Below are 18,776 nucleotides of genomic sequence, written 5' to 3'. Positions count from 1 at the left end.
GGGAGGATATCAGTAACGTTCATCTGAAAACTGGTTGGTCCGGAATACAAAAGCATGGAACATATCCATGCTTTTTGGTTGAATCATGGCCTTTCGGCCGGGTGGCAATTATTTTTACATCATTTTGTGCTCATTTCGATATTGCAGTATTTTTTCTTCCATAATGGCTGCAATACTGATGGCCCGCTGTCGGGCTAGTGATGCTTTTTCACCCTCAAACAATTCATCCAGCGTTTCCACAAACAGATTTACCCAACGGGTAAAATGTTTGCTGTTGAGTGGACGTATATGATGCAGGTGTTTATGCAGATTCATGGGGTTGCCTGAGTAAGAGCCAGTATAAAAAAGTGCGTTATCCCAGAAATCATACATGATGGGCAAGTGTTTTTCCCAGTTCATTTTAACAATATCAGAAAAAATAAAACCGATCACATCGTCGGATACCACTTTCTGGTAAAAATTATTCACCAGCAATTCAATATCAGCGCGGTTTTCAATATCACGTTTCATAAGATAGCAGGTTAATCTTGTACAATACAGTCACTCATTTCGCGGGATGGTTTCTGGTTACAGATCTTTCCGATTAAAATTTCTCACAGAAAGCCATACCGGTAACAGGATCCACACCAGCAATACACTGAGTGAAATCACCATACCGGAAGTAGTTCCGAAAAAGTCTTTGAAGATGGCCCCGGTATACCCCATCATAGCCGACACATCCAGTTGCAGCAGGATCAGTATCCGCGACAGGTCAATCGGATTCAGCGCACTAATCCCTACCATGGCTTTTTCTAGCGGGTAATCTGCCAGCTGAAACAGGATGAATAGTACCAGTCCGTCAAAAAGAATGGAAAAATATACCCAGAGCATAATAGCCACTCCAATACCCTTGGCTTTATCGCGGGTCCTTACCGCAGCCAGCATGGCAATGGCCACAAATATGACACTCAATAACAGCCCTACCCCAATCATCATGACTCCCGTAAGGTTGGCTTCATACAATAAAACCGGGATGCCTACGCCCACTAAAAATGCGATGGAGAGTGATCCGGCCAGTCCCACAAATAGGCTGATCCAGATAGTCCTGCGTTTCAATGGCTGACTCACTAACAGTTCTATGAATTCTGCACTGTTATAGACATAAATAGTAGAGAAAATGATACTGATCAGCGGCACCACCAGCAGCACGATATTCAGCAGACTCAGCAATCCCTTGCTGCTGTTATCTTCCAGACTGAATACGCTGAAAGAAGCCACCAGCAGAAAGAACAGGTACACCAATACTATCCGGTTACGCAAGATATCTGCCATTACGTATTTGATGATCTTCTTCATAAAGCGGTGTTTAACATAACGTGAGCAATGGCTTTTGATAATTTCTCATGACCTGTATCGGCCCGCAACGCTTCAATGCTTTTATGGAACCTGAGTTCCCCATCCTGCATGTAGATTACCTGTGTTACCAAGTCATCCAGTTCGCTCAGTATATGCGAGGTCACCATGACCAGTTTACCTTTCTTCTTTTCGGTGATGATCTTCTCTTTGAGTATTTCAGAGGCAACGGGATCCAGTCCTGCCGTGGGTTCATCGAGTATCAGCACCTGCGGATCAAACAGGAATGCCAGGCAGGCACTTACTTTCTGGCGGGTACCACCTGAAAGTGTACGCATTCTTTTGTGTTTCAGTTTATCGAGTTCAAAAGCAGTTACCAGTTCCTCATCCATGGCTCCTTTGTGACCACGGATATCTTTCATCATATCCAGCACATCTGCGATCCGCATATTATCGGGATAACGGCCTATCTGCGGCATATAACCAATATCACTGCGGTACTGCCAGTGATGCAGGATATTTTTCCCGTTAAAAGTAATAAACCCGCTATCTGGCACTACCATACCCAGGATGCTTTTGATGAGGGTGGTTTTGCCGCTTCCATTTGGGCCTATCAGGGCAATACATTCACCTTTGTTACAGGTGACCGAAACATTATTCAGCGCTTGCAGTTTGCCGAATCTCTTGGAAACATTGCTGGCTATGATCATACAATATTCTTTATCGGGTACAGTGTCAAAAAAGTTTTTTCATCATGGGTTTGGTATCCTTCAGCCCTTCCGGTGTCAAACTGGGAAACACTTTTTCCGTTTTATCCAGTAATGATGTGATGAAACTCCGGAAAAGCAGCATGGCCGGCGGATTCTTTTCCACAATCATCGAATACATGCTCACCGGCCGGTAAGGTACATCACCCACCTGGTCCTTGTTCAGGTCGTAACCATCGTATTTATCCCAGTAATTTCCGTTGAACGTATTCAACACCAGCGAACCGTTGGTACCCACATCGAAAGTGTTTCCGATGAAATTGTTCCTGGCTACTTCTATATCCATACAACTGGCCTGTATCTTCAATCCCCAGCCATTGTTCCGGAACAGGTTCTTGGTCATGCGTATACGGCTTGCGCCTTCGAGGTAGATGCCACTGGTATTTTTAACAAATGAGTTTCCTTCTATATGACTATCGGAAATCTCTTTCAGCAGTAAACCATAAGCTGCATCGCCCCAGTTCTCCTCAAATGTGTTCTGATACATTTTAACGCCATGTGAATACATTACAGCCACGCCCGCACCATTTCGTTCAAAATGGTTGGAAAAATAGGTATCATTATGCGAGAACATGAAATGAAGCCCATACCGTATGTTCCTGAAGGAAGTGTTCCGACGGATGATGGAGTTGGTCACAAATTCAAAATAGATACCATCCCGGTGCCCGCTGATGGTATTGCCGATTATATGCATGCTATCGCTTTTCCAGCAGTGTATGCCGTTACCGCTCTGCTGTTCTTCCGTTGCATAGGCTGTTAACCGGTTGTTTTCTATGGTACAGTTCTTCCCGTATTGCGTGTAAATACCGAAGAAAGTATCTTCCAGTATGTTGTTTCTGATCACCACATCGCGACTGTCGTATATTTTAATACCACCCATATCGTTGATGCTGGACACACCGGAATGCACCACACGGAAACCATCTACTACCACCCCATCCGCTTTGATGGAGAGGACTTCGTATTTCTTCTCACCATCCAGTACAGGGTAACCGGTACCTTTCAATACGATCCTTTTATCAATAATGATATTTTTTTCGCGGTAAGTACCGGAGGATACCAATACCGTATCGCCGTTACGGGCAGCTTTGATCGCTGACATGATCGATGAATAGTTACCGCTCTTTCCCACATGCAGTGTTGCGGCCGACAGTGAAACAGTCGCTCCCAGCAAAAACAATATAAAAACTACGTATTTCATTTTTTCAGTTGATCCCAGCTGATACGGGCCGCAGTATATTGAGCAGCTATTTTTTTCATGCTGTCTTCTACGGTAAATGCGGCCAGGTTACCTTTCATCGGGCTTTCAAACAATTCACTCTGCAATAAAAAAGCTTCGGATGCTTTTACCAGCGCATGCGATCCGGTAAAGTCTGTAAAATACACATCGGCAATATCTTTCTGGTTGATAGCGTCTGAATGCATGAACGACAAAATACAGTGAGCATCATCGAACTTGAATACTTTGCCTTTTTTGGTCACCAGTTCGGCGCCAAAGCGCTGATCACTGATAGTCATTTTACAGAAATGACAATTGTCTTTACCATATCTGATCGCTTCTGGTTCGGTGCTGCAGCCACTGAGTGTGGTCATGGAAACAGCAATCACTAACATTCCCGCAACCGCCGAACGGTTCCGGGAAAGTTTGGCGCGACGGCCTTCCAGTATCACCAGCAGCAGTAGTATGGCACCCACACCTACAAAGATCCATCCACCAATATCAGGCATGGAATAAGCCCCAAAATTGAGCAGCTGCTTAAACCCGATCAGCGGTGGCTGGTAAGCCATTCCGGGTATACGTATGGCTGCATCGGGGTTCAGGTCGTGACCATACTGGTATTCCCATCTCCAGAAATCAACCATCGCAATCACACCAAAACACACAAAGAGGATAAACAACACATTCAGCCATTTCCTTCTGCCCAGGATCCCAACAATAAGAGATACGATACTGAAAAATATAATGATACCTGGCAACAATTTAAATTCCGGGAAATCATTGGCATGCAGGGTACGCATCCCGATATAATGGTTCAAGCCATTAATGATATCCACGTTACCTCCCAGTTTATTGGCATAGATCAGCAACATCAATCCTTCAGGATATTGCGGTGCATCCAGGTCTATCCGCCACATGGGCACAAACAGTACCGCCATCAACGCAATGGCACAGAAGATCAACAAGGTTCTGGAAGATGTTTTCATTCTGTTCATAATAATCCGTTTGATAGATTCATAAAACTAAAAAGCCGGTCCGGTAACTCGTACAGCGGGTTGCCGCAAAACTTTCCGGACCGGCAAAAATGCCGGGAAGATCGGGGGCTCTTCCCGGCAGTAGAAAAGAACTATTTTTTAGCAGCTGGTGCAGCTTCGGCCTTGGGCTGATTGGTACCCAGACTGAATGCCAGCGGCACATTACTTCCGGCAGGTGACACCCTAACATATCCCTGCATTTCCTGGTGCAGCGCACTACAGAAATCGGTACAGTACACAGGGAACATACCTGGTTTTTCCGGTATCCATTTCAGGGTCTGTGTTTCACCCGGCATGATCAGCAGTTCCGCATTGGAAGCGCCTTTCACAGCAAACCCGTGTGGTACATCCCAATCCTGCTCCAGGTTGGTTACATGGAAGTATACTTCATCACCCACTTTGATACCTTCTATGTTATCAGGTGAGAAGTGTGAACGGATGGCAGTCATGTACACATGCACTTTGTTGCCCTCGCGTACCACTTTGGAAGCAGGTTCACCTTTGGTCACATAAGGATGTTTGTTCTCATCGATCTTGTAGAACTTAACAGAATTCTTCCTGATCACATCCGCAGGAGCAGACTGTGCATAGTGCGGTTCCCCGATGGTCGGGAAGTCCAGGATCATCTGCATCTTATCACCGCTGATATCGTATAACTGCGCACTCTGGGCCAGTTCAGGTCCGGTAGGCAGGTAACGGTCTTTGGTGATCTTATTGTACGCAACCAGGTATTTGGGTGAAGGTTTTTTAGTATCACCGCCCGGGATAGACAGGTGACCTACAGAATAATAGGTTGGTACACGATCCAGCACTTTCAGATCCTTGATATTCCACTTAACCACTTCACTGGATACAAAGAAAGAAGTGTACGCATTACCCTTACCATCGAACTCGGTATGCAAAGGTCCAAGGCCTGGTTTCTTCACTTCACCGTACAGGGCAGACTCATATTTCACAACAGGGATACCATCGTATTCACCTTCATAGTCTTTGGCTGCAATGGCTTTCTGCAGTTTGTCAAAACTGAATACAGGGATCAGGGCAGCCAGTTTACCGCTACCCACAATGTATTCGCCACTTGGGTCAACATCGCAACCGTGGGGTGATTTCGGACAAGGGATCATGTAACAGATATCTTTCAGTTCTTTTGCATCCAGCACCACCACTTCTGTTTTGATGGTAGAAGTAGCTGTATGTGATTTTTCATCATAATGGTTGCTGGCATATTTCACTGACTGTTTTCTTCCTTTGCCTGCTTTCAGGTATTCTTCTGCTTTTTTCCAGTTAACGGCCATGATAAAGTCCTTATCACGCTGGGAAGCATTCACTTCCAGCAGGGTGTTGGCCTGTTCTGTATTGTAACAGCTGAAGAAGAACCAGCCATGTGATTTTCCTTTACCGGCATGACTCAGGTCGAAGTTGACACCTGGGCACTGGATCTGGAAAGCAATATCCATTTTACCATCTTCCTTGGCAACACTGATAAAACTCAGGGTTCCTTTGAAATTCTGTTTGTAGGTATTGATGGGCACATCACCGTTCACATTATCCGGAGGTACGCTGAAACGGGTACCGGCTACAACGTATTCGGTATTCTCTGTGATAAACGGAGAAGAGTGGTTACCGGCGCTGTTGGGCAGTTCAATGATCTCCGCAGTGCGGAAGGTAGTCAGGTCGATACGGGCAACACGGGGCGTGTTATTGGCGTTACCAAAAAGCCAGCGGCCATCGATCTCTCCATTGGTTTGAGAAAGTTCGGGGTGGTGCAGGTCATCCCAGGGAACAAATCCGTGAGAAGTGTTCAACATGGCTTTGGTTTCCTCGCTGTAACCATAGCCTTTTTCAGGATCAACTGAAAAAGCGGGGATTACTCGCAGCAAACGGCCACTGGGCAACCCGTAAACGGCCATCTGCCCGCTGAAGCCACCGGAAACAAAATTATAATACTCGTCGTATTTGCCCGGCGCCACATACGCTTTGGCCGCGGCATCGGCGCTTACGGCATTTCCGGCGTTCTTGGGTTTGCAGGAAAGCATCCCCAGCAATAATGCGAAGGACGCCATGGCGATCGCATTATAGTTTGTCTTTTTCATGCTGTTATGTTTTAGGTTAGGTTGATATGCAACAGTTAGTGTTCTCAGACTTATTTAACACCGTCGTTCTTACGCATGAACTCATACAGGCTTCTTGCTTCATCGTCGCTCAGGTTCTGGTTGGGCATACGCACCAGACAGATCTCCAGCTGCGCCTGTGCTTTGGGGTCCTTGGTCAGCATTTCATCGGTATTGGTGATGAAGTTCATGATCCAGGCAGCTTTGTAGCGGGAAGTCACACCCTGCCATCCGGGACCTACCAGTTTTTCTCCGGTTGTTTTATGACAGCTGCTGCATTTTACACCATACACTTTGTTTCCTTTTTCAGCCAGGGTGCCATCCAGTGCGGCAGGCACTTCAAAATCTTTGTACTTACCCTCTCCCCTGTTAGGATCATAAGAAGGATTGGCAGAAGCTTCTGCAGCAGGTGTTTCAGAGGCAGTGGCAGTTGCGGCAGGAGCCGATCCGTTCTGGTTGCCACAGGCATACATGGCAACTACAGCAATGATTGCAGTGATAGTTCTTTTCATACTGGTATTTTTTTGATTGGTTAATTGCATACACAAGATTAGCTAGGCTTTTATCCCAGTTTTATGCGTAGAATCATACCTAAAGAAAAATTAAAAAATATAATACGTATATGACTTATAATAAACATATTGAATTTTAGACTTGTTAAAACCTGATTTAAATCATATATTCAGATGATATGAATCATCTACCCGCAACAAGCGGACAGATAGTTTTGGATACCACTACAAACAACCACTACTATGATGATCGATATTGACCTGCTATTGGCATGCGGAGCGGCTTACAAAAAAGTGAGCGCGGGAGAAGTGATTTTCCAGGAGGGAAGCAGCTGCCAATTTTATTACCAACTTGTCAGCGGCAGCCTTCGCTGGATCAATATTGATGATGAAGGACATGAATTCATTCAGACCATTATTGATGAAGGTGAATGTTTTGGAGAGATCCCGCTTTTCGACGAAGGCCCTTATGCCGCAACAGCCATTGCAGAAGAAGATTCCGTACTGATACGTTTACACCGCTCCTCTTTCCACCAGTTATTGAAAGACAGTCCGGATATTCATTTTGCCTTCAGCCGTTTATTGGCCAAAAGAGTCCGTTTTAAATTCCTGTTACTGAAAGCGCTGGCATTGAATGCACCCGAAGCCCGCATTGCAACACTGATCAAATACCTGAAGGCAGAGAACAAGAATTTCTGCCCAAAATGCAACCAGCTAAAACTTACCCGACAGCAGATCGCCGACATGACCGGTCTGCGTGTAGAAACCGTTATCCGTGCTATGCGCAATATGCACGACAAAGGCGAGCTGATTATCGAAAAAGGGAAAGTCTACTGCTGATATGATTGCAATCATACCCATTTACCATCACCCGGCTTTCCTTTGCAGCTAAATAGCAGGTATGCGCTCGTCTCTTCATAAATGGTTACAGGTATCCTTACTGAACCTGTTACTGGTCTCCTTCATTGGTGTGATCCTTCGGTATAAGATCGCTTTTTCGCTCCCCTTCGTCGACCAGAAACACCTGTTGCACGGGCACTCGCATTTTGCTTTTTCGGGATGGATCACCCATACGCTCATGGTTTTACTGGTACAATATCTCTCTGACCAATCAGGTCAGGATCAATTCCGTAAATACCGTGGCCTCATATGGGCCAACCTGCTTACCGCGTATGGTATGCTGCTGTGGTTTCCCATACAGGGTTATGGCCTGTGGTCGATTTCTTTTTCTACCCTGTCCATCTTTGTATCCTGGATATTTGCCGTAGTATACTGGAAAGACCTGAACCGGCTGGCCGTGCAAAAGATCAGCCATAGCTGGTTCAAACTGGCTTTACTCTTCAACGCGATATCGGCCTTCGGTGCTTTCGCACTGGCATTCATGATGGCCACCCAGACCGTACACCAGAACTGGTACTTGGCCGCCGTTTATTTCTTCCTTCATTTTCAGTACAATGGCTGGTTCTTTTTTGCGGCGATGGGTTTACTGACGGCCAGGATAGAGACATTGGCCTTATTCCGTAAAAGACTCTGGTACATTTACCTGCTATTTGCTTTTGCCTGCATACCTGCCTATCTGCTCTCCGCTCTCTGGTTACCGATGAATACATTCGTGTACCTGCTGGTGATCGCTTCGGCGGTTGCACAGGTAATTGCCTGGGGGCTGTTCCTTTCGGCCTGTTTCAGGAACCGGACTGAGTTACGAAACCTGTTTCCGGGCAGCAGCCAGTGGCTATTGTTATTGGCCGCCCTCGCTACCAGCATCAAACTATTATTGCAGCTGGGGTCCACCATTCCATCCCTGAGCCAGCTGGCTTTTGGATTCCGCCCCATTGTCATCGGCTACCTGCACCTGGTATTACTGGGCATGTTCAGCATTTTCCTGATCAGCCAACTGGTCATTCCCATCAGTAATACACTGAGCAAAGCCCTCTTAACAGGCATCCGCATCTTTATAGCCGGTGTCATCATCAACGAAATTGCATTGATGGTTCAGGGAACCGCTGCACTCAGCTACCAAAGTATCCCTTTCATCAACGAATCATTGCTTGTCACCGCCCTCATCCTGTTTACAGGCATTCTGTTGATGTTACTGGCTTTCCGGAAAATAAAAACAGGAAACTGACCTGAATCATAAAACCCTTGGGATGAGTTGTGGAATTTTACAGCAAATCATCACTCATGCCAACCATTGCCCAACAAACCCTCGCAGGTATTGCACTTTCCAACCATGGATATATCCCGGTACTGGAAAAATACAGTCTTGACTTCTGTTGTCGCGGAAAAAAAACTCTGGAGCAGGCCTGCAACGAAAAGAATATCCCCGTGAACAACGTGGTGGAAGAACTCAGTAATGCCGTTATACAAACCAGGCCTCTCATGCCTTTTACCGAAATGACGGTCGACCAGCTGATCTCCTATATCCAGATACACCATCATTTTTATATCCGGAACAGTTTTACCACCATACATGGTCATGTACAGAAAGTAGCAGCCAAACATGGCGACCGGTATCCGCATATGCGCACGGTACTGGACCACTTCACAGCTGTTATTGAAGAATTATTACCACATATGGAAAAGGAAGAAAAGATCCTGTTCCCAAGAATCCAGGAGATCGCTTCAGGCGAGAATAAAGCTGCCATTATTGCCATGGGACCGGGTTATCTTTCTACACCTATCCAGATGATGGAAGCGGAACACGATACCGCAGGTCAGCTCATGTTCCGCATCCGCGAACTCACCAATGAATACACGCCGCCTGCCGATGCCTGCACCACACACCGCATCTGCCTGGAAGAACTCAAATCTTTTGAAAACGACCTGCACCAGCATGTCCATGTTGAAAACAATGTATTGTTTCCGATGGCATTACAGAAAGTGATGGCATTGCATAATTAAGGGCCAAGAATCAAGGACTAAGAATCAAGTATCCAGGATCTAGTATCCAGGATCAAGAATGAGTATCCGTATATCCATTTCCTGTTCTTTGCCTGAAACAGCTTGTGAAAAAGAACGTTTGATAAATGGCTGCAAGGCTTCGGCGAAAGGGGAAGCGGTAATGCGTTGTGGCGTAGCCAGGATAATGACCGTTCCCTGATCAAACAATTTTCTGATCAGTTGCAGCAATGCCGCAAACTGTCCGGGTGCATAATTTACATCACTCAACAGTACTGTATCGGCAAAGATGTCGGCAGGAAAATGATTCCAATCGATCAGTCTTGCCTGCGCATGGGACAGGGCCAGGTATTGAATATTTTTATCGATCAATGCCACGGCTTCCGGTGCATGATCACTGATAATCACTTCTGCCACCTGTTTCGCCACACTGAACGAAGGTAATCCGATGCCTGCTCCCAATTCCAGCACCCGTTTACCCCTCACCCATTCAGGCTCTGTTTGCAGGAAACGGGATAAGGCAATCGAAGACGACCAGATCTTTGCCCAAAACGGAAATGCAACTTTGGGATCCTTCTCCAACAATTGCTCATACACGGTTTTCACAGATCCAGGATCAGGCACGTATAATGAGAGACCTTCCTGTACTTCCTGTAATGTAATAGGGTAAACCATTTGTGTGCAAGATACAGGAAGTGAATATTGAATATCGAATCCCGCATGGCGTGAAATGATGAATGATGAAGTATCAGCGAACAAAAGCTGATCGGTCTAACGATTACCAACAGGTAGCCCCGCTGTATTTTAATGGGGCTTCTTCTCATTTTCCCACTTGCCAACCTCTTTTAACAGCAGCGGAAACGCCGGATAAGCCATACCCACATGGTCAAACCCCTGTAATTCCAACAGACGGGTACGGGTATGTCCATTCACTTTCATCATGCGGCTCAGGTATGCATTTTCCTCATATCGGCCAAGCATTTCCAGGTCTTTATCGCCCGTCATTAGCAGCATCGGAGGCGCATCAGAACGAACATAGAACAATGGGGCAAGACCATCAATCTCAGGCTGTTTTTCCGGCACACCCTGCTCCTTTCTTGCTGTAAAATGTGTGATGGTCTGGCCACTAAAGGGTATGATGCCGGCGATCTCATCCGCATTGATGGCGTGTCTTGACAGGTACTGCTTATTCAGCGTGACCATCATTACCAGGTAGCCGCCTGCTGAATGCCCGGAGAGATATATTTTCCGGTTATCACCTCCATACTCACCGATATGTGCAAAGGTCCAGGCCACGGCGGCCGCAGCATCTTCGATACAGTCTGCCACTTTTACCTTGGGGGACAAACGATACCCTACACCAATGACAATGTATCCTTTCTCTAACAGATCCTTGGGCAATTCCTTATTCCCTCCCGTCAAACCACCTCCATGGAACCAGACGATGGTCGCAAGTCCTTTCTTCCCTTTGGGATAATGGATATCCAGCCGGCAACGCTCATTGGTATATTGATCAGAAGAACCCGAATAATAAGGCAGATCTTTTACGACCGTATAATCAGACTGCGCAAAAACAGATAAGGAAATGACAACGAAGAGAAAAGATAACAAGTATTTCATGCCGTTAAATTAAGGCAATTCTCCGTTTGAACACACATTGCCCGGTGAATACTACCATAAGTCCCCGCAAAGAGCAAGATCAATGAGTTTCGTATGAAAAAGAGAGGTAAATGCGATCACAGAGCCAGCCTGGCAAACAGTAAAGGGATAACGAAGTATTGAGCATACGAACAGAGGAAGAAACAGGCATCCTGATACCTATGGAAAGAGTCACTTATTTCTTAACCTCTGCCGGCAAGGTGTAGGATCGCAATTTTTTTTCATTTACTATTTTGATCTCTTTCCCTTTTACAGAAATCGTTTTCTCCTTAACCAGTTCATTGATGATCTTGAATACGGTTTCATAGGTAGCACCTACAAAAGAAGACAGGTCTTGCCTGGTAAGCTTCATTTCAATATTGCCGTCCTTATCACAACCAAAATGGTTCTTCAGCATCAACAATGCATCAGCTATTTTTCCCCTGGTATCCATATGAACAAGATCGCGCATTCGCTGCTCTGCATTTTCTAATTCAGCCGAATAGAACATCAGGAGGTTAAACGTCAGTTCATGGTTCGTCTTCAACGAAGCCAGAAAAAAATCGTATGTAAAAAAACAAACAGTAGTTGGCTCAAGAGCCGTTGCAGAAACAGGATAAATATTACTATTCCCGAAACCACGGTGCCCAAGCACATCTCCTTCTTTCACAAATCTGATGATCAATTGTTTTTCTTCGTTCCATTGCTTGTGAACTTTTACTTTTCCGCTATTAAGGAAATATATTCCTTCTACCTTCTCTCCTTCCTGAAAAATGGATTCTCCTTTCTTAAAGTGAATCACTTTTTTATTTTTCTCAACAAACGGCACCCACTCAGGAATACAGTGGTTACACAAGAAACAACTCTTTGAAAAACAACTTGTAAGCCCTTTTTCCATACTTAATGATACTGATTATTTTGATATACCGGAAAGCTAAATAATATTACTTATGCAATATTAACATCAAATAATTATGAACAATGTTTAATTTTATATTAATTAGGCAATATTTTAAACCTAAAGCCCGAAATTGATTTTAGTAGATGAACAACCCAAAAGAAAGCATTCCGGTTTCGCCCTCCCTGCACAATACGTTCAACGACACGGAAGGTTATACAGAAGACACAGCCCCTATATCCATCAGGATCTTACCCTTGAGTTTACAGGCCATTCTGAATGCCATACTAATAAGTATCATTGCCAAAAGCCTGGTACTACTGATCAATGGGATAACGAACCTTTCCTTCTACCACCGGTTTTCTTTTCGTCCTGCATCACCAGAGGGTAATACATTGGGATTGTCGGTCATTTTAGTGCCCATTGCGGGTAGTATTCTGGTTGGACTGATCGCCAGATTCGGTTCTTCGGCCATCCGTGGTCATGGCATTCCGGAGGCAATGGAGAAAATTATTTTACATGAAAGCAAGATCCCTCCCAGGCTCACTTTCCTGAAACCACTTTCATCCGCCATTTCGATAGGAACAGGTGGTCCTTTTGGTGCAGAAGGCCCCATCATTGCAACCGGAGGAGCTTTTGGTTCATTGACAGGGCAAATCATGCGCATCTCGGCATCCGAACGGAAGATCATACTCACTGCAGGCGCCTGTGCCGGCATGGCGGCTATTTTCGGGACACCTGTTGCCGCTGTTATGCTTGCTATTGAATTGCTTTTATTCGAATACGCTCCTAAATCCCTCATACCCGTTGCGCTGGCATGTGCTACCGGAGCTGCCATGCATCTGTTCCTTTTTGACAGTAAGCCCGTATTTCAGATGGCGCCCATCGTACCACCTTCAGGTAATGCCCTGCTTACGTATATCCTGATGGGTGGATTCATTGGTATTGTGGCTTCTCTGATCTCAAGATCTGTGTATTGGGTTGAGGACCAATTCGAGAAATTACCCGTTCACTGGATGTGGTGGCCCGCCATAGGGGCTATTGCCGTGGGCATCACGGGATTATACGCACCCAATACAATGGGCGTAGGATACGAAAATATCGTTGATCTGCTGAAAGGCTCTCTAACAGTTTCCGCCCTATGTGTTTTATGCTTTCTCAAATACCTGTCATGGGTAATTTCCTTAGGAAGTGGCACTTCCGGAGGTACCCTGGCACCCTTATTTACCATTGGTGGTGCTTTTGGGGCCCTTTTGGGTATGAGCATCCTGGCCCTGTTCCCCGCAAGCAGAATCACCATCGCATCCGCAGCTTTAATAGGCATGGCATCCATGTTTGCAGGTGCATCCAGGGCCATTCTCACCTCGATTCTTTTTGCATTGGAAACTACCGGACAGGTAGAAGGACTGCTTCCCTTATTAGGCGCCTGCACGGCAGCCTACCTGGTAGCGATGCTGCTTTCCAAAGGAAGTATCATGACTGAAAAAATTCAACGCAGAGGGGTTCGTACCCCTCACTCCTATGAGCCGGATGTTTTAAGGACCATCAACGCTGGTGATCTCGTAAAAAAGGTCGCCATCATGGTGAGTATCGAAAATACGGTTGGGCAACTCAGGGGCTGGTTATCCGAAAATATGAGCCGCTACCCGTATCATTTTCTGATCGTAATAGATGAGGAAGAAAATTTCCTGGGTTATGTAGAAAGAAAAAGACTGTTCAGCAGCCATGTCAACGAGTCTGTAGCAGTTAAAGAGATCCTCTCAGAAAGCACTGCATATGTGTATGAGGAGCAGGATGCCGGATCTGTTTCCGAGATAATGGGATCGACTAAAATGGACGTGATCGCCGTTCTGTCCAACAAGATCAGGAACAAAGTAACCGGCATGATCACCACCACAGAGATCGTTACAGCGTATAGCAACAACCGCAGCAGGGAAAAAAAATACCAACGTCACCTGTCAGTCACCCGGCGCACACTCCGGTTCATGATAAAAGGGAAAAGCCTTATGAAGGCTAACACTGACAAAATAAAAGTAACCTGATCTTTAACCATTAAAACCTTCCACCATGAAAAATGATGTATCAGAGCAGCACTACCTGTCAAAAACGATTCTGGCAGGTGTTTTTGCCGGCATTGCCGCTACCTTAGGTAATCTTTTTTACGACCTGTTCTTCAGGAGTATTACACAGTTTGTACCGTCGCAGATCATCAATGTGGCTACGATCATCTTTGCTACCATGCTATTGTTTTTAGTGGCAGGGGTGCTTTATTTCTTTTCAAGCAAATTCATCAAAAGAGGACATTGGGTGTATATCGCCGTATGTATCATCCTCTCAATTCTGTGCTTCTCCTGGGGACTTCATATAAACCGATCGGCCGACCCTATCATCTCCGCCGATTTCAGGGTATTGTTCCTGGGTATCGTTACCATTTCGGGGCTGTCTGTAACATTTTTTATTCCATACCTGATGAAGCATCCATCGATCTATCTAGACTGAAAGAGCTGTGGACCATCCCATACGTTTCATCAATAGTAAATTGACCATCATGAAAGACTTTACTGAGTTATCCGATAAAGACAAAGAACTGTTGTTGCAGTTCCCTGCTTATGTCTCCTTATTAGCAGCGAATATGGATGATGAAATAGACCAGAAAGAGAAAAAAGCGGCTTTATGGCTTACGCACATAAAAACCTTTTCTACAGAACCGGCATTACATGCATTTTATAAGCAGGCTGAAACAATTTTTGAGAAAAACATGCAACTACTCGATGACCAACTCCCCAAAACAAGAGCAGAAAGAACAGAAGCCATTCAGGAAGCCCTCCGGAAAATAGACCAGGTCCTACATAAAATGAACACTGACTATGTAAGTTCATTAAGAAGAAGTATGAAGTCCTATAAAAACCATGTTTCGAAAGCGCACAGAAATATTCTGGAATATTTCATTTTTCCTCTTCCTATTGAGGGTATTTCTGATTGACCTGTTGATCATGCTGTCGCATTTTACACATGAGGGGGCATATTTTTTTGGGGGCTGCTCCGGACACTCATGCCGTTGTTGTCGCCTGACCAACAACGGCATGAAACAACAATGCCGGTCAGGCAACCGGCATTGGCAAAGAAATGATGATCATTAAAGTGAATCAAAGTATCACTTCAACATTCATCATTCCTTGTTCATCATTCATCATTCGAGTGGAGTCGAGGGGAGTCGAACCCCTGTCCAAACATCGCTACCATTAGCTTTCTACATGCTTATTTCCTGATTACTTGTCGGCACAATGCAGGACAGGAACAAACCAACCTTGCGCTTAGCTGGATGGGCTTAGGCAACAGTCACAGCCTTCTGTTGCAGCGTCTTCTTTTGTTTTGAGTCGGCGGCGGCACCTGGAAAGAAGCGAACCTGTGCGGCGGCCCAAATGGTTACTTAATCACTGATTAAGCAGCCATGGCATACTGTGTATTGCCATTTGAAGTTTGAGCATTCAGATTAAAGTGCTAATTACACAACGCACTGCATGCTTACACCAACCGTAACCTATGCTGTCAAAACCAATACGACCCCATAGGATTAATTAACAATTAGTAATTGATAATTAGTAATTAATATTTTTTGTCAGGCATCCCCCGGATTTCAGATAACACCGGACCGGGAAACCCTGTTTTCAATCATTCCAAAAACATTCACTCATTCACTCATCCACTCAATCACTCATTGTCACTTAAAAAGTCTCCAGAAATCTAACCCCAAAGCGTATGCCATAAGTCCCAGCAGCAGTATCATGCCTGCCATTTGAGCATATTCCATGAACTTATCGCCGGGCTTGCGGCCGGTGATCATCTCAAAAAGTGTAAATAAGGCATGCCCGCCGTCCAGTGCCGGGATGGGTAGTATATTCATAAAAGCGAGGATGATGGAGAAAATACCGGTCAGGGTCCAGAACCTTTCCCAATCCCATACGCCGGGGAATGTGTTACCAATGCTGATCACGCTACCCAGTGAATCGCTGGCGGCCACTTTGCCGGTGAACAGTTGTTTTAAGCCGGTCACATACCGGTTCAGGGTTTCCCAGCAGTGGTTAAAGCCCACCGGAATGGAGGCCATGAAAGAATATTGCTTATGCACAGTTCCCAATATTTCCATCGGACTAACGGCAAAAAAGCCCACTGCTCCTTTACTGCTGATCTTAGCGGGTACAGGAACGGTATCGTTATTCCGGATCACGGTGATGGTGACAGAGGAATCCTTGTAGTTCCTTTTCAGCTTATCAAACTCATGATAAAAGCTGAATGGCTGGTTATTGATCGCGATCAGCTGGTCGCCCCGCTGTAAACCGCTCTCCTTTTTATTGCTCACAGAATCCACGATCACAGGATAACGCGGGTATACCAGGCCGCTGAATTTCTTATTCCTGATGATCTTTTTGATGAACCCATCGGGAATGGGGAGGTCCAGAGGCTGTCCATCACGGATGACCTGTATTTTTTTGGCCTCGCTCAACACGATCTCTGATTCCAGTGTACCGAAGAATTCCACGGGCCTGCCATCAATGGCTACGATATTGTCGCCATCTTTGATACCCATGCTATGCCCCAGTGAATCGGCATAAACGCCGTATTTCATATTTTTCACAGGCAGATTCTCTTCGCCCCATACCCAGGTAATGCCGATAAAGATCACGATGGCCAGCAGGATATTCACCACCACACCTCCCACCATGATGATCAGACGCTGCCAGGCCGGTTTGGCCCGGAACTCCCAGGGTTGCGGTGCCTGTTTCATCTGCTCCTTGTCCATGCTCTCATCGATCATTCCCGAGATCTTCACAAATCCCCCGAAAGGCACCCAGCCGATACCGTATTCTGTTTCGCCGATCTTTTTCTTCCATAAACTGAACCAGGGATTGAAAAAGAGGTAAAATTTTTCTACCCGGCATTTAAAGAAACGTGCGGGAATAAAATGGCCCAGCTCATGCAGTACCACCAATATGGAAAAAGACAAGATGAATTGCCCTGTTTTAACGCCTACACTTACCCAGTCAATTGCTAATAAACTCATACGGTCACACCCCGGGGGGATTTATTGGTTTTACTTGATACAATGAATTACATATGGATCAGGGAAGCCGCGAAGTTACGGGCCTCTCCATCGGTTTCAAAATACTCTTCCAGCGTGGGTTCCGGCAGGAAAGGGATCCTTGCCATGGTCTGTTCCACCACTTCTGTCATATCCAGGAAGCCGATCCTGTTGCGGAGGAACGCGTATACGGCAATTTCGTTGGCCGCGTTCAGGATACAGGGCATATTGCCTCCCTGTTTCATCGCTTCCATTGCCAATGCCAGGTTACGGAAGGTTTTGGTATCGGGCTCTTCAAATGTGAGGGTGCCCGGTTTTTTAAAATCGTATCGGGGAAAATCGTTGTGGATACGGTTAGGGAAAGCCAGTGCATACTGGATCGGCAGTTTCATATCAGGCAGTCCCATCTGCGCTTTGATGCTGCCATCCGTGAACTGCACCATACTGTGTATGATACTCTGCGGATGTACCACCACCTGCACCTGGTCGTAAGTAAGATTAAACAGCCATTTGGCTTCGATCATTTCCAGTCCCTTGTTCATCAGCGTGGCAGAGTCGATCGTGATCTTGGCCCCCATGGTCCAGTTAGGGTGCTGCAATGCATGGTCCTTTTTCACGTTCACCAGGAAATTGGGTTTCTTACCCAGGAACGGGCCGCCACTGGCCGTCAGAATGATCTTTTCGATGCGGTTACGCCCCTCACCTACCAGGCATTGAAAAATGGCGGAATGTTCGCTGTCCACAGGTATGATGGGGATCCTTTTCTCCGCTGCGGTGCGCATGATGATATCACCTGCCACCACCAGGGTTTCCTTATTCGCCAACGCGATGGGTTTGCCGATCTCGATCGCACAAAGTGTCGGTTTTAAACCGGCATATCCCACAATGGCTGCCAGCATCATATCATAACAATCCAGCGAAGCCACTTCTTCCAGGGCTTTCTCTCCGGCAAAGACCTTGGTATGGGTATGCGCCAGCGCTTCTTTTACGATGGGGTATTTCTTCTCATCCCCGATGACCACAATATTGGGATTGAACTGCAGCGCCTGTTTGATGAGCAACGCATCATTGGTCTGTGCAGTCAAAACTTCTGCGCAAAAAAGATCAGGGTTGGCTGCAATCACATCCAATGCCTGTGTTCCGATGGATCCCGTTGACCCGAATAACGCGATACGTTTCTGACTCATTTAGTAACTTTAATACAATCCTACTATGGTACAAATTACGTTAATAAAGAGGAGAGAAATCCAGGAAAAGCAGAATGAAAAAAAATTGGATCCGTTTTAG

At 45.8% G+C, this 18,776-nt stretch carries 18 protein-coding genes and 1 other RNA gene; 6 read left to right on the top strand and 13 right to left on the bottom strand.

Annotated features, from left to right (window positions below; genetic code table 11):
• Positions 1-114 precede the first annotated feature (114 nt).
• From ACH3Y6_RS09080 to ACH3Y6_RS09050, 7 genes are all read right to left on the bottom strand, one after another.
• On the bottom strand, positions 115-510 hold the full coding sequence (locus ACH3Y6_RS09080; RefSeq protein ID WP_490835283.1) for a group III truncated hemoglobin: 396 nt from the start codon (positions 508-510) through the stop codon (positions 115-117).
• A gap of 57 nt (positions 511-567) precedes the next feature.
• Positions 568-1,335 carry an ABC transporter permease subunit gene (locus tag ACH3Y6_RS09075; RefSeq protein ID WP_490835282.1) on the bottom strand — a complete coding sequence of 256 codons (768 nt, stop codon included), beginning with the start codon at positions 1,333-1,335 and terminating at the stop codon, positions 568-570.
• Complete coding sequence (locus ACH3Y6_RS09070; RefSeq protein WP_490835281.1) at positions 1,332-2,042, bottom strand: ABC transporter ATP-binding protein; 711 nt, start codon at positions 2,040-2,042, stop codon at positions 1,332-1,334. The genes ACH3Y6_RS09075 and ACH3Y6_RS09070 overlap by 4 nt, the downstream gene beginning before the upstream one ends.
• 25 nt (positions 2,043-2,067) lie before the next feature.
• Positions 2,068-3,300: a nitrous oxide reductase family maturation protein NosD gene (locus ACH3Y6_RS09065; protein WP_490835280.1), complete on the bottom strand. Its 1,233-nt coding sequence runs from the start codon at positions 3,298-3,300 to the stop codon at positions 2,068-2,070.
• Positions 3,297-4,313, bottom strand: a complete 1,017-nt coding sequence (locus ACH3Y6_RS09060; RefSeq protein WP_490835279.1) for a nitrous oxide reductase accessory protein NosL — start codon at positions 4,311-4,313, stop codon at positions 3,297-3,299. The genes ACH3Y6_RS09065 and ACH3Y6_RS09060 overlap by 4 nt, the downstream gene beginning before the upstream one ends.
• Before the next feature lie 131 nt (positions 4,314-4,444).
• Positions 4,445-6,445, bottom strand: a complete 2,001-nt coding sequence (nosZ, locus tag ACH3Y6_RS09055; RefSeq protein WP_490835278.1) for a Sec-dependent nitrous-oxide reductase — start codon at positions 6,443-6,445, stop codon at positions 4,445-4,447.
• Between the two features lie 50 nt (positions 6,446-6,495).
• A complete protein-coding gene (locus tag ACH3Y6_RS09050) occupies positions 6,496-6,975 on the bottom strand; it encodes a c-type cytochrome (RefSeq protein ID WP_490835277.1) in 480 nt (159 codons plus the stop codon).
• A gap of 243 nt (positions 6,976-7,218) precedes the next feature.
• Here ACH3Y6_RS09050 and ACH3Y6_RS09045 point away from each other — a divergent pair, with 243 nt between their 5' ends.
• The 3 genes from ACH3Y6_RS09045 to ric all read left to right on the top strand — a co-directional run bounded on the left by ACH3Y6_RS09045 (position 7,219) and on the right by ric (position 9,876).
• Positions 7,219-7,815 (top strand): Crp/Fnr family transcriptional regulator, encoded by a 597-nt coding sequence (locus tag ACH3Y6_RS09045; protein ID WP_490835276.1) that lies wholly within the window; start codon positions 7,219-7,221, stop codon positions 7,813-7,815.
• A gap of 61 nt (positions 7,816-7,876) precedes the next feature.
• Positions 7,877-9,100 carry a hypothetical protein gene (locus ACH3Y6_RS09040; RefSeq protein WP_490835275.1) on the top strand — a complete coding sequence of 408 codons (1,224 nt, stop codon included), beginning with the start codon at positions 7,877-7,879 and terminating at the stop codon, positions 9,098-9,100.
• A gap of 56 nt (positions 9,101-9,156) precedes the next feature.
• Positions 9,157-9,876 carry an iron-sulfur cluster repair di-iron protein gene (gene ric / locus ACH3Y6_RS09035; protein ID WP_490835274.1) on the top strand — a complete coding sequence of 240 codons (720 nt, stop codon included), beginning with the start codon at positions 9,157-9,159 and terminating at the stop codon, positions 9,874-9,876.
• 39 nt (positions 9,877-9,915) lie between these two features.
• Here the strand turns inward: ric and ACH3Y6_RS09030 are convergent, their stop codons facing one another.
• The 3 genes from ACH3Y6_RS09030 to ACH3Y6_RS09020 all read right to left on the bottom strand — a co-directional run bounded on the left by ACH3Y6_RS09030 (position 9,916) and on the right by ACH3Y6_RS09020 (position 12,409).
• Positions 9,916-10,548: a class I SAM-dependent methyltransferase gene (locus tag ACH3Y6_RS09030; RefSeq protein WP_490835273.1), complete on the bottom strand. Its 633-nt coding sequence runs from the start codon at positions 10,546-10,548 to the stop codon at positions 9,916-9,918.
• Between the two features lie 129 nt (positions 10,549-10,677).
• On the bottom strand, positions 10,678-11,493 hold the full coding sequence (locus ACH3Y6_RS09025) for an alpha/beta hydrolase (protein WP_490835272.1): 816 nt from the start codon (positions 11,491-11,493) through the stop codon (positions 10,678-10,680).
• Positions 11,494-11,707: 214 nt separating this feature from the next.
• A complete protein-coding gene (locus tag ACH3Y6_RS09020; RefSeq protein ID WP_490835271.1) occupies positions 11,708-12,409 on the bottom strand; it encodes a Crp/Fnr family transcriptional regulator in 702 nt (233 codons plus the stop codon).
• Between the two features lie 146 nt (positions 12,410-12,555).
• Here ACH3Y6_RS09020 and ACH3Y6_RS09015 point away from each other — a divergent pair, with 146 nt between their 5' ends.
• The 3 genes from ACH3Y6_RS09015 to ACH3Y6_RS09005 are packed head-to-tail and all read left to right on the top strand — an operon-like array spanning position 12,556 to position 15,392.
• A complete protein-coding gene (locus ACH3Y6_RS09015; RefSeq protein ID WP_490835270.1) occupies positions 12,556-14,451 on the top strand; it encodes a chloride channel protein in 1,896 nt (631 codons plus the stop codon).
• A 25-nt stretch (positions 14,452-14,476) separates the two neighbouring features.
• A complete protein-coding gene (locus ACH3Y6_RS09010) occupies positions 14,477-14,908 on the top strand; it encodes a hypothetical protein (protein WP_490835269.1) in 432 nt (143 codons plus the stop codon).
• Between the two features lie 49 nt (positions 14,909-14,957).
• Positions 14,958-15,392 (top strand): hypothetical protein, encoded by a 435-nt coding sequence (locus ACH3Y6_RS09005; RefSeq protein ID WP_490835268.1) that lies wholly within the window; start codon positions 14,958-14,960, stop codon positions 15,390-15,392.
• Between the two features lie 213 nt (positions 15,393-15,605).
• Here ACH3Y6_RS09005 and ssrA read toward each other — a convergent pair.
• The 3 genes from ssrA to ACH3Y6_RS08990 form a co-directional block, all read right to left on the bottom strand.
• Positions 15,606-15,977: a transfer-messenger RNA gene (ssrA, locus tag ACH3Y6_RS09000) on the bottom strand.
• A 153-nt stretch (positions 15,978-16,130) separates the two neighbouring features.
• Positions 16,131-17,471 (bottom strand): RIP metalloprotease RseP, encoded by a 1,341-nt coding sequence (gene rseP / locus ACH3Y6_RS08995; RefSeq protein WP_490835267.1) that lies wholly within the window; start codon positions 17,469-17,471, stop codon positions 16,131-16,133.
• A gap of 47 nt (positions 17,472-17,518) precedes the next feature.
• The gene (locus ACH3Y6_RS08990; RefSeq protein WP_490835266.1) at positions 17,519-18,676 is read right to left on the bottom strand and encodes a 1-deoxy-D-xylulose-5-phosphate reductoisomerase; all 1,158 of its coding nucleotides are present in this window, start codon (positions 18,674-18,676) and stop codon (positions 17,519-17,521) included.
• Positions 18,677-18,776 lie beyond the last annotated feature (100 nt).

Source organism: Sediminibacterium sp. FW305-C-269, from assembly GCF_058231045.1.
The sequence above is the reverse complement of the archived record's forward strand: the minus strand, read 5'-3'. Positions and strand labels throughout refer to the sequence as shown.